6 protein-coding genes are annotated in these 13185 nt (G+C 54.0%); 4 read left to right on the top strand and 2 right to left on the bottom strand.

The genetic code is table 11. The features are described 5' to 3' along the window. Window positions 1–622 precede the first annotated feature (622 nt). Together rcsD and rcsB are read left to right on the top strand one after the other, a co-directional pair. Complete coding sequence (rcsD, locus tag BFV64_RS15480) at window positions 623–3295, top strand: phosphotransferase RcsD (RefSeq protein ID WP_014884607.1); 2673 nt, start codon at window positions 623–625, stop codon at window positions 3293–3295. A gap of 16 nt (window positions 3296–3311) precedes the next feature. Then, window positions 3312–3962: a response regulator transcription factor RcsB gene (gene rcsB, locus BFV64_RS15485; protein ID WP_003859405.1), complete on the top strand. Its 651-nt coding sequence runs from the start codon at window positions 3312–3314 to the stop codon at window positions 3960–3962. Between the two features lie 79 nt (window positions 3963–4041). Here rcsB and rcsC read toward each other — a convergent pair whose 3' ends face one another. Both rcsC and gyrA read right to left on the bottom strand, forming a co-directional pair. Continuing rightward, window positions 4042–6888, bottom strand: coding sequence for a two-component system sensor histidine kinase RcsC (gene rcsC / locus BFV64_RS15490; RefSeq protein ID WP_069602260.1), 2847 nt, complete (start codon window positions 6886–6888; stop codon window positions 4042–4044). Window positions 6889–7022: 134 nt separating this feature from the next. Continuing rightward, window positions 7023–9659 (bottom strand): DNA topoisomerase (ATP-hydrolyzing) subunit A, encoded by a 2637-nt coding sequence (gene gyrA, locus BFV64_RS15495; protein WP_014884608.1) that lies wholly within the window; start codon window positions 9657–9659, stop codon window positions 7023–7025. Window positions 9660–9805: 146 nt separating this feature from the next. Between gyrA and ubiG the strand changes: the two genes are divergently transcribed. Then, window positions 9806–10534: a bifunctional 2-polyprenyl-6-hydroxyphenol methylase/3-demethylubiquinol 3-O-methyltransferase UbiG gene (ubiG, locus tag BFV64_RS15500; protein ID WP_014884609.1), complete on the top strand. Its 729-nt coding sequence runs from the start codon at window positions 9806–9808 to the stop codon at window positions 10532–10534. Between the two features lie 347 nt (window positions 10535–10881). Then, complete coding sequence (gene nrdA / locus BFV64_RS15505; protein WP_069602261.1) at window positions 10882–13167, top strand: class 1a ribonucleoside-diphosphate reductase subunit alpha; 2286 nt, start codon at window positions 10882–10884, stop codon at window positions 13165–13167. Window positions 13168–13185: the final 18 nt, after the last annotated feature.

Genomic DNA, 13185 nt, shown 5'->3' on the forward strand with positions numbered 1-13185 from the left:
AAACTTTGAAGATGTTTCATTCATCTATCAACATGTTTCAAAATGTTAATATCAAGGAACTTTTACAAAGCACAAATAGCTTAGAAAATTAGCATTTATTATCAAAATTAATATTATTTCATTAAATTTCAATGAGTTGGGATATAAATCGTTACAGCACTGAATGACAAAACAAGATCGCACCTAATCTCTAAAATAACTCTCGCTATCATCATTAACTTTATTTATTACCGTCATTCAGTTCTGAATGTCTGTTTATCCCTAATTGAGCCGAATGCATCGCATTCGGTTTTTTTTTACCCTTCTTTACGTAACTTTTCTTTTTATGTGCTACCAGCACGAAATTGTAACGACTATTAACTAATCCCGTTACGATGGTCAACCAACGTGCAAAAATTCAGCAGAAACTTAATTTCTTGTTAATTCGTGCTATTTACTGGCGAGAAGTTTCTTTTATTTGTACACGCATCGTGAACTTGTACACTTTTAACGCACATCGCCTCTTCCTCAGTGTTCCCTGAAAAAGTCGCCTGTTCCAGGCCAGTGGCGCTGGAAATTCAGGTATTACCCTTTATACTGCCCTATCGCCACAGAGCACGACCATTACGGGTTAAAGATATCAATGAGTCAGACTGAAACTACCGCCCCGAGCAAATTCTCCCTTCTTCCCGGGAGCATCACCCGTTTCTTTCTTCTTTTGATCGTTGTGTTATTAGTCACCCTGGGCGTGATGGTGCAGAGCGCGGTAAACGCCTGGTTGAAGGACAAGAGCTACCAGGTGGTTGATATCACTCATGCCGTCCACAAGCGCATTGATACCTGGCGCTACGCCACCTGGCAGATTTACGACAATATTGCCGCAGCGCCTGCAAGCGCATCCGGGGATGGGCTTCAGGAGACCCGGCTTAAGCAGGATGTCTACTATCTCGAAAAACCGCAGCGTAAGACTGAGGCGCTTATCTTTGGCTCTCACGACAGCGCAACGCTTGAGATGACGCAGCGTATTTCAACCTATCTGGATACCCTCTGGGGTGCCGAGACGGTGCCGTGGTCGATGTACTATCTGAACGGTCAGGACAACAGCATGATCCTGATCTCGACGCTGCCATTGAAAGATCTCTCTTCTGGTTTTAAAGAGACGACCGTTGGCGGCATCGTCGATTCCCGCCGTGCAGAAATGCTGCAGCAGGCGAATGCCCTTGATGAGCGTGAAAGTTTCTCATCGCTGCGCCGCCTGGCCTGGCAAAATGGTCACTATTTTACCCTGCGTACCACGTTCAACCAGCCGGGACATCTGGCGACGGTCGTGGCGTTTGATTTGCCTATTAATGATTTGATCCCGCCGGATATGCCGCTCGACAGCTTCCGTATGGAGCCAGACAGCAGTACCCAGAACATGCGCGCGGCGTCCGACAAAGAGGCTGCAGAGAGCGTCACCATCTCCTTTAACGGCTCGAAAATTGAAATTGCCTCGTCACTGAACTCAACCGGCATGCGCCTGGTGTGGCAGGTACCGTTTGGCACCCTGCTGCTCGATACCCTGCAAAATATTTTGCTGCCGTTGCTGCTGAATATCGGCCTGCTGGCGCTGGCCCTGTTTGGCTACAGCACCTTCCGCTTCCAGCCAGGACGTCAGAGCGACGCCTCTGCGGTCACCGCGGGCAACACGAATGAACTTCGCGTGTTACGCGCGCTCAATGAAGAGATTGTTTCCGTGCTGCCGCTGGGCGTATTAGTCCACGATCAGGAAGCGAACCGCACGGTGATGAGCAATAAAATTGCAGACCATCTGCTGCCGCATCTTAACCTGCAGAACATCACCACCATGGCGGATCAGCACCAGGGGGTTATTCAGGCCACCATCAATAATGAACTGTACGAGATCCGTCAGTTCCGCAGTCAGGTGGCCCCACGCACGCAAATCTTCATTATCCGCGACCAGGATCGCGAAGTGCTGGTGAATAAGAAACTCAAGCAGGCGCAAAGGCTGTATGAGAAGAACCAGCAGGGGCGCGCCGCCTTTATGCAGAATATTGGCGACGCCTTCAAACAGCCATTAAAAACGCTGGCAACCCAGGCGGCGGCGTTAAACACCTCTGAAAGCCACCAGCTAGCCTGCCAGGCCGACTCGCTGGTTCGTATGGTGGATGAGATCCAGTTAGCGAACATGCTGGAGAATGATTTCTGGAAAGGTACGCCTTCCCTCTTCTCCATTCAGGATCTGATCGATGAAGTGGTTCCGGAAGTCCTGCCGGTGATCAAGCGTAAAGGTCTGCAGCTGCTGATCAACAACCATTTACCGGCGAATGACGAACGCCATGGCGATCGCGAAGCGCTACGTCGCATTCTGCTGATGATTATTCAGTATGCCGTGACCACCACGCAGATCGGCAAGATCACCCTCGAAGTGAGCACCGACGAGTCGGCAGAAGATCGCCTGACGTTCCGCATTCTGGACACCGGTGAAGGCGTCACGACGAGTGAAATTGATAATCTGCACTTCCCGTTCCTGAATGACACACAAAGCGATCATTACGGTAAGGCTAATGCCCTGACCTTCTGGCTGTGCGATCAGCTGGCGCGTAAGCTCGGCGGCCACCTGAATATCAAAGCACGTGAATCGCTCGGCACTCGCTACTCTCTGCACGTGAAAATGGCCGTCAATCCGCAGGAAGAAGATGAAGAGCGCCTGCTGGATGACGTGGTGGCGATGGTGGATGTGACCTCAAACGAGATTCGCAACATCGTGGTGCGTCAGTTAGAAAACTGGGGCGCGGCCTGCATCACGCCGGATGAACGACTGGCAAGTCAAGAATTTGATCTGTTTTTAACTGATAATCCGTCTAATCTTACTGCCTCGGGCTTGCTTTTAAGCGATGATGAGTCAGGCGTGCGGAAAATCGGCCCTGGCCAGCTGCGCGTCAACTTTAATATAAGCAATGCGATGCAGGAAGCTGTACTACAACTAATAGAAGAGCAGCTGGCGCAGGATGAGATAACGGAATCCCCGTTAGGCGGCAATGAAAACGCCGAGCTTCACGCCAGCGGATACTATTCACTCTTTGTTGATACAGTACCAGATGATGTTAAGCGGTTGTATACTGAGTCCGCTGCGAATGATTTTGCAGCGCTGGCTCAGACAGCACACCGGCTTAAAGGGGTGTTTGCCATGCTTAATCTGGTTCCCGGCAAGCAGTTATGTGAAACGCTGGAACATCTAATTCGTGAGAAAGATGCCTCTGGCATTGAAAAATACATCAGCGACATTGACGACTACGTCAAAAGCTTGCTGTAGCAAGGTAGCCTTATACATGAACAATATGAACGTAATTATTGCCGATGACCATCCGATTGTACTGTTCGGTATTCGCAAATCGCTTGAACAGATCGAGTGGGTGAATGTAGTCGGTGAATTTGAAGACTCTACAGCACTGATCAATAACCTCCCAAAGCTTGATGCACACGTGCTCATTACCGATCTCTCCATGCCTGGAGATAAGTACGGTGATGGGATTACGCTCATCAAATATATCAAACGTCACTTCCCGGACATCTCGATCATTGTTCTGACCATGAACAACAACCCGGCGATCCTGAGCGCCGTGCTGGATCTGGACATCGAAGGGATTGTGCTGAAACAAGGCGCACCGACCGATCTGCCAAAAGCGCTCGCTGCGCTGCAGAAAGGCAAGAAGTTCACGCCTGAGAGCGTCTCTCGTCTGCTGGAAAAAATCAGCGCGGGTGGCTACGGTGACAAACGTCTGTCACCGAAAGAGAGCGAAGTTCTGCGCCTGTTCGCTGAAGGTTTCCTGGTGACCGAGATTGCCAAGAAGCTGAACCGCAGTATTAAAACCATCAGCAGCCAGAAGAAATCCGCAATGATGAAGCTGGGTGTGGACAACGATATTGCCCTGCTGAACTATCTCTCCTCCGTGACGCTGAGCGCGACGGACAAGGATTGATCACCGCAGTAAATGCCGGGTGGTGTTCGCGCAAGCGAAGCGCCGCCGGGCAAATAAAAAAGGCCCGAAAGGGCCTTTTTTATATCCTCGTTTTCCTGACGCGTTCCGCATAGACCGACAAGGTCTGCTTCAGCACGTCCAGCGTGACCGGTTTCGACAGACAGCTGTCCATGCCTGACTCCAGGCATCGCTGTTTCTCTTCCGCCAGCGCGTTCGCCGTGACGCCCACCACCGGCAACGTCAGGCCAAGCTGGCGGATACGTTGCGTCAGACGGTAGCCGTCCATGTTAGGCATGTTGACGTCACTGAGAACGATATCAATATGATTTTTACTCAGCACATTCAGCGCGTCCACACCGTCATTGGCCGTTTTGCACTGGTAGCCAAGCGACCCGAGCTGGTCTGCCAGCAGTCGGCGGTTAATCGGATGGTCATCCACGACCAGAATCATCATATCGTCATTCACTGACGCCAGACCTTCCGGTGACGGCAATTCACCGGCTCCGTCGTTCTCTTCCAGCTGCACTTTGTAGATGCGTGCCAGCAGGCTCAACAGCTCATGCGGCGTGGCGACACTGTGTACCCACTCTCCCGGCGCACGTTCAACCGGTATGCCAATGTGGCGACGACAGAAGAGTACCGTTCCTCTCCCCTGCCACGCCTGTTCCGGCATCTCGTCGGCGATCAGCACGTCATCCGCGTCCGGCGTCTGGTCTTCATAGCGGCACACCCTCACGCCGCTATGGGTAAGCAGCGCCGTCAGGTAATCATTTAGCGAAGCGTTATTCACCGCCAGCCAGCAGCGCTTATCGCTCAGCCCGTCAACCGTCGCTTTTGCCGGATACTGAGCCGAATAGAGCGGAATACGGATGGTGAACTGGCTGCCCATGCCGGGCTCGGTATCCACCGAGATATCACCGTCCATCATGCTGACGAGCTTCTCACAAATCGCCAGCCCCAGACCGGTGCCCTGGAAGTTACGCTGCACGCCGGTACCGACCTGGAAGAACGGGTCGAACAGGCGAACCACTTCTTTCGCCGGGATGCCTACACCCGTGTCACGGACGCGAATGCTCAGGTAATCCCCCGCCCGGCAGACGTGTAACACGATACAGCCAATATCGGTGAATTTGATGGCGTTGCTAAGCAGGTTAGAGATGACCTGCTGCAGGCGCATCGGATCGCCGTGCAGCGTCAGCGGCACATCCGGTTCAATAAAGCAGTAGAGACCCAGCTGTTTACGCACCACCAGCGGCAGATAGTTGGCGATGATGTGGTTCATCACTTCACGCGGCGAAAACTCCCGCGGTTCGATTTTCAACTGCTCAGACTCAATTTTAGAGAAATCGAGAATATCGCTGATGATTTTCAGCAGCAGACTGGAGGAGTTGTTCATTGCCGTCACCAGCCTGTCGACCCCTTTCGGCAGCTCTTTCGTCTGCAACAGGTCGAGGTTACCGATAATCCCGTACAGTGGCGTACGCAGCTCGTGGCTGACGGTGGCAAGGAACATAGATTTCGACTGGCTGGCCTGCTCCGCCGCCTGCGCCATCTCCTGCAGCGACTCCTCCATCTTCACGCGTGCGGAGACATCCACCAGCACGCAAATCGCCACGTTTTCATTACGATAGCGGGAGTGAACAAAGCTGATCTGCAGGTTGGTATGGGTGCTGGTGAGCACGTCGACAAAGTTTACCTGCTGACCGCAGATGATTTGCGTCAGCCTTTGACGATCCTCATGCGTCAGCATGTTCAGATAGTTGTGCGCCAGCTCGTTACTCAGGATGTTGGTCCCGTCCTGAGTACGCAGAATACAGATCCCCACCGGTGCCGAGGCGACTATCTTACGGTTAAACTGCTCGTGCTCTTCCAGACGCTGGGCGTCGCTTTCGGCGGGAATAAAGATTCTTCGCTCATACATGCGCGCCAGCGTAAACAGCGCCCCTCCCACCAGCAGGTTGAGCAGAATTGCATTCATAATCAGAATGCGTATCCGCTCCAGCACCATATCGACCGGCAGCGAGTAGACGATACTCAGCGACGACGGTGGCAGGCTTTTTTTCAGCACCAGCTCACGAAAGCCGGAGGTGTAACCAAACCACGAGCGTTCCTGCATCCAGTGCGGATCGACGTTCAAACGGTTATCCGGCCCGGCAAGCGAGATCAGCTGATGTCCGTTTTCATCCAGAATGGTCACACCCATCGGCAGGCTGCCTGGCGTGAAGAAGTTTTCCATGCGGATAGTCTGCTCAATGCCCAGCAGCGCCTGCAGGCGGTTACCGAGGTAAACCGGCGTCAGCGCGTAGAAATAGCCCACGCCCATGCGCGGCCCCTGGCTAATCCAGAAGATGTTATTCCCGCGCTCGTCCTGCGGCGCATTGCGATATTTCACAATACGCTCATGCAGGCTTTTCAGCGCATCATCACGCTCGACGGGCACGTCGCGCAGGCCGAAGTCAGCCATGCAGAGATTTTCGCTGCCAATCAGGAAGACGCGATTGAGATCGTAGGCGGCGGAAAAATTGTCGCGCCAGTAGCGCATAAACCAGGCGAGGGATTCCAGCGACCCGCGCCAGGTGTTGCTCATGGTGGAGCAGTCGGAGTCCGGGAACAGCGGCTGGAAGTCCGGCACTTCGGTTTTGTCATTACGCCCGCGAAGCGCCAGGATGCCGTTTTCCGCCGTCAGTCGGTTTTCGGCAATATACTTCAGCTCCTTCATTACATCAGATGTTCGCTGAATGTAACGCTGGGCCTGATCGGAGCTTAAATTAAACTCCTGGCGGATCTCCGCTTCTTTCTTGTGCAGCGCGTTGACGATGTAGAACACCGACAGCAGGACCACCAGCAACCAAAGCAGGAGCGCCAGCGCCCGGAACAGATAGCGAGAAACTTTCAGCGTGGTACGAAAGGAGACGAGGTATTTCAAAGGGGCGAGGCTCCGCCGTCGGGGTCAAAAGAATGTGGTTAAGGTAGCGGTAAACGCGGCTTGCCGCAACGTTCACTTGTCTGCTTACGTAAAAGAAAAGGGCCGGAATCCGGCCCTTTTTGCGTCAGGAGACATTACTCGTCAGCGTCATCCGCTGCATCATCGTCGGTGTCCGCTTCCGGCGCGATTTCATCGTCACCTTCCGCAACGCTACCGTCGATGGAATCGAGCTCTTCGTCATCCACCGGCTCAGCCACGCGCTGCAGACCCACCACGTTTTCATCTTCCGCAGTACGGATGAGGATAACGCCCTGGGTGTTACGACCCACCACGCTGATCTCAGATACGCGTGTACGCACCAGCGTACCGGCATCAGTGATCATCATGATCTGGTCGGCATCATCGACCTGTACCGCACCCACAACGGAACCGTTGCGCTCGGTAACCTTAATAGAGATAACGCCCTGCGTGCCACGTGATTTGGTCGGGTATTCGCTTTCCGCGGTACGTTTACCGTAACCGTTCTGGGTGACGGTCAGGATTGCACCTTCGCCGCGAGGAACGATCAGGGAAACAACGGAATCTTCACCCGCCAGTTTGATACCGCGTACACCGGTCGCTGTACGACCCATTGCGCGCACGGCGTTCTCTTTGAAGCGCACCACTTTACCGGCCGCAGAGAACAGCATGACTTCATCAGAACCGGAGGTCAGATCCACACCGATCAGCTCGTCGCCTTCGTTCAGGTTCACCGCGATGATCCCGGCGGAACGTGGACGGCTGAACTCGGTCAGCGCGGTTTTCTTCACGGTACCGCTGGCGGTCGCCATAAAGACGTTCACGCCCTCTTCGTACTCGCGTACCGGCAGAATGGCGGTGATACGTTCGTTCGCTTCCAGCGGCAGCAGGTTGACGATTGGACGACCACGCGCGCCACGGCTCGCTTCAGGCAGCTGATAGACTTTCATCCAGTACAGACGGCCACGGCTGGAGAAGCAGAGGATCGTGTCGTGGGTGTTGGCCACCAGCAGACGGTCAATAAAGTCTTCTTCTTTAATACGTGCCGCAGACTTGCCCTTGCCGCCACGACGCTGTGCTTCATAGTCGGTCAACGGCTGATACTTCACATAGCCCTGGTGAGACAGGGTGACCACCACATCTTCGCGGTTGATCAGATCTTCAATGTTGATATCAGAGCTGTTCGCGGTGATTTCGGTGCGGCGCTCGTCGCCAAACTGGTCGCGGACCAGCTCCAGCTCTTCGCGGATCACTTCCATCAGGCGCTCTGCGCTGCCCAGAATGTGCAGCAGCTCGGCAATCTGCTCCAGCAGCTCTTTGTATTCGTCGAGCAGTTTTTCATGCTCAAGGCCGGTCAGTTTCTGCAGACGCAGATCCAGAATCGCCTGGGCCTGCTGTTCAGTCAGGTAGTACTGACCGTCACGTACGCCGAACTCAGGTTCCAGCCACTCAGGACGCGCCGCGTCATCACCCGCACGCTCCAGCATCGCCGCCACGTTACCCAGATCCCACGGACGGGATACCAGTCCGGCTTTTGCTTCTGCCGGGGTTGGCGCGCGACGGATCAGTTCAATGATCGGGTCGATGTTGGCCAGCGCAACCGCCAGCGCTTCAAGGATGTGCGCACGGTCGCGCGCTTTGCGCAGTTCAAAGATGGTACGGCGGGTCACCACTTCGCGGCGGTGACGCACGAACGCGCTCAGGATCTCTTTCAGGTTCATGATCTTCGGCTGACCATGGTGCAGTGCCACCATGTTGATACCGAAGGAGACCTGAAGCTGAGTCTGGGAGTACAGATTGTTCAGTACAACCTCACCCACCGCGTCGCGTTTGATCTCAATCACGATGCGCATACCGTCTTTGTCAGACTCGTCACGCAGCGCGCTGATGCCTTCAACACGTTTTTCTTTTACCAGCTCGGCGATTTTTTCAATCAGACGGGCTTTGTTCACCTGATACGGGATCTCGTGAACAATAATGGTTTCACGGCCGGTTTTAGCGTCCGCTTCCACTTCGGCGCGGGCACGGATGTAAATCTTGCCGCGACCGGTGCGGTACGCTTCTTCAATACCGCGACGACCGTTGATGATCGCCGCCGTCGGGAAGTCCGGGCCCGGGATGTGCTCCATCAGCCCTTCAATGCTGATGTCTTCATCTTCGATATAGGCCAGGCAGCCGTTGATCACTTCCGTGATGTTGTGCGGCGGAATGTTAGTTGCCATACCCACGGCGATACCGGACGAGCCGTTCACCAGCAGGTTAGGGATTTTCGTCGGCATGACGTCAGGGATTTTTTCCGTGCCGTCGTAGTTATCAACGAAATCAACCGTCTCTTTTTCCAGGTCGGCCATCAGCTCATGGGCAATCTTCGCCAGACGGATTTCCGTATAACGCATTGCCGCGGCGGAGTCGCCGTCGATAGAACCAAAGTTACCCTGACCATCTACCAGCATGTAACGCAGCGAGAATGGCTGCGCCATACGGACGATAGTGTCGTACACCGCGGAATCACCATGGGGATGGTATTTACCGATTACGTCACCAACGACACGGGCAGATTTTTTGTAGGCTTTATTCCAGTCATTGCCCAATACGTTCATGGCGTATAGTACGCGACGGTGTACCGGCTTCAGGCCATCGCGGACGTCCGGCAGCGCACGGCCAACAATGACCGACATCGCATAGTCCAGATAGGAGCTCTTCAGCTCTTCCTCGATGTTAACCGGTGTAATTTCTCTCGCAAGGTCGCTCATCTAACCGCTATCCCTCTACTGTATCCCGGATTCAAAGGTCGCAAATTATAACACAGCCGCGGTGATTGAGGTAAACCTATACGCTTTATTCATGGGGATTGCCTGATATACTCCTTTGTCTTGCTAAATAAGGAGTAAAAGCGCCCATGAATGCCGAAAAATCCCCGGTGGCTCACAACGTTGACCACGAAGAGATTGCCAAATTTGAAGCGGTGGCGTCCCGCTGGTGGGATCTCGAAGGTGAGTTCAAACCGCTGCATCGCATTAACCCGCTGCGTCTGGGCTATATCGCGGAGCGTTCCGGCGGCCTGTTCGGTAAGAAGGTGCTTGATGTCGGCTGCGGCGGCGGCATCCTGGCGGAGAGCATGGCGCGCGAAGGCGCGACGGTCACCGGTCTGGATATGGGCTTTGAACCCTTGCAGGTGGCCCGTCTCCATGCGCTGGAGTCAGGGATCCAGGTTGAATACGTGCAGGAAACCGTGGAAGAACACGCGGCAAAACATGCCCACCAGTATGATGTGGTGACCTGCATGGAGATGCTGGAACACGTTCCCGATCCGCAATCCGTGGTGAACGCCTGCGCAAAACTGGTGAAACCGGGCGGTCAGGTCTTCTTCTCAACCATCAACCGTAACGGTAAAGCCTGGCTGATGGCCGTCGTCGGCGCGGAATATGTGCTGCGCATGGTGCCAAAAGGCACGCACGACGTGAAGAAATTCATTAAGCCTGCTGAATTACTGAGCTGGGTTGATCGGACGTGGCTTAAAGAGCAGCACATTACCGGCCTGCACTACAATCCGCTGACCGATAAATTCAAACTCGCCCCGGGCGTGGATGTTAACTATATGTTGCATACAACCGCCAAAAACGACTAACGTCATTCGTTATTCTTATAAAGATTGCGCGACATCATGTTGCGCAATTCTGCCCTCCCGTTGAAGAAATCAGCACTCGATCAAATTTTGAATTTTTTTTCTTAATTATTGACATGTCGTCCAGGCCTTACGGTACGAGGACTTAGCCTTTTTTACCCTTTCACAACCTCAATTTAACGTCAAAATCAACCCTTGTGCTGAAAAGATTCGATACTAGAATACTCACCATATAGCGTTTTTCTTATCGCAAACCCCCTATATGTAGTATTTATCCACAGAGTTAGTCACAAGACGATTCTGTGGATAAGCGGGGGATATTTTTTATTTCACGGACAGGTAAAACCCACATGAATCAGAGTCTGCTGGTGACAAAGCGCGACGGGACGACCGAGCGTATCAATCTGGACAAAATCCATCGAGTTCTCGACTGGGCAGCAGAAGGACTGAACAACGTATCTATCTCCCAGGTTGAACTGCGTTCCCACATTCAGTTCTACGACGGCATCAAAACGTCTGATATCCACGAAACGATTATCAAAGCAGCGGCAGATCTGATCTCCCGCGACGCACCGGATTATCAGTACCTTGCTGCACGTCTGGCGATTTTCCACCTGCGTAAAAAAGCCTACGGCCAGTTTGAGCCGCCTGCGCTTTACGACCACGTGGTGAAAATGGTTGAGCTGGGCAAATACGACACGCATCTGCTGGAAGACTATACGGAAGAAGAGTTCGAGCAGATGAACGGGTTTATCGATCACTGGCGCGATATGAATTTCTCCTATGCGGCGGTGAAGCAGCTCGAAGGCAAATACCTGGTTCAGAACCGCGTTACCGGTGAGATCTACGAAAGCGCCCAGTTCCTCTATATTCTGGTGGCCGCCTGCCTGTTCTCAAACTACCCGCGTGACACCCGTCTGGATTACGTGAAGCGTTTCTACGATGCGGTATCGACGTTCAAGATTTCTCTGCCAACGCCAATCATGTCTGGCGTGCGTACCCCTACCCGTCAGTTCAGCTCCTGCGTACTGATCGAGTGTGGCGACAGCCTGGATTCCATCAATGCGACCTCCAGCGCCATTGTGAAATACGTCTCCCAGCGCGCCGGTATCGGCATCAACGCCGGTCGTATCCGTGCACTGGGCAGCCCGATTCGCGGCGGTGAAGCGTTCCACACCGGCTGTATCCCGTTCTACAAGCACTTCCAGACGGCAGTGAAATCCTGCTCTCAGGGCGGCGTGCGCGGCGGTGCTGCGACCCTGTTCTACCCAATGTGGCACCTGGAAGTGGAAAGCCTGCTGGTGCTGAAAAACAACCGTGGCGTGGAAGGCAACCGCGTGCGTCACATGGACTACGGCGTACAGATCAACAAACTGATGTACACCCGTCTGCTGAAAGGGGAAGACATTACCCTGTTCAGCCCGTCCGACGTCCCGGGCCTGTACGACGCGTTCTTCGCCGATCAGGACGAGTTCGAGCGTCTGTACACCAAATATGAAAAAGACGACAGCATCCGCAAGCAGCGCGTGAAGGCGGTCGACCTGTTCTCCCTGATGATGCAGGAGCGTGCCTCTACCGGCCGTATCTACATCCAGAACGTTGACCACTGCAACACCCATAGCCCGTTTGATCCGGTGGTTGCGCCAGTACGCCAGTCTAACCTGTGCCTTGAGATCGCCCTGCCGACCAAGCCGCTGGAAGACGTGAACGACGAAAATGGCGAAATTGCACTGTGTACGCTGTCTGCGTTCAACCTGGGTGCAATTAAAAGCCTGGACGAGCTGGAAGAGCTGGCCGTGCTGGCGGTTCGCGCGCTCGACGCCCTGCTGGACTACCAGGATTACCCAATTCCGGCCGCTAAACGTGGCGCGATGGGTCGTCGTACCCTGGGTATCGGCGTGATTAACTTCGCCTACTGGCTGGCGAAAAACGGTAAGCGTTACTCCGACGGCAGCGCCAATAACCTGACGCACCAGACGTTCGAAGCCATTCAGTATTACCTGATGAAAGCGTCTAACGAACTGGCGAAAGAGCAAGGCGCATGCCCGTGGTTCAACGAAACCACCTATGCAAAAGGCATTCTGCCGATCGACACCTACAAGAAAGACCTGGATGCGATCGTCAGCGAGCCGCTGCACCTTGACTGGGAAGGCCTGCGCGAGTCCATCAAGACTCACGGTCTGCGCAACTCCACGCTCTCTGCCCTGATGCCGTCTGAGACCTCTTCGCAGATCTCCAACGCCACTAACGGTATTGAGCCGCCGCGCGGCCACGTCAGCATTAAAGCGTCGAAAGACGGCGTGCTGCGTCAGGTGGTACCGGACTACGAAACACTCGGGAACAACTACGAGCTGCTGTGGGAAATGCCAAACAACGACGGCTACCTGCAGCTGGTGGGTATCATGCAGAAGTTTATCGACCAGTCGATCTCTGCCAATACCAACTATGACCCGACGCGTTTCCCGTCTGGCAAGGTACCGATGCAGCAGCTGTTGAAAGACCTGCTGACCGCCTACAAATTTGGCGTGAAAACGCTGTACTATCACAACACCCGTGACGGTGCAGAAGACGCGCAGGACGACATAGTACCGTCAATTCAGGACGATGGCTGCGAAAGCGGCGCATGTAAGATCTAAGCACTTCGCCGGGTGGCA

This window comes from Enterobacter kobei (genome assembly GCF_001729765.1).
Lineage (GTDB): Bacteria > Pseudomonadota > Gammaproteobacteria > Enterobacterales > Enterobacteriaceae > Enterobacter > Enterobacter kobei.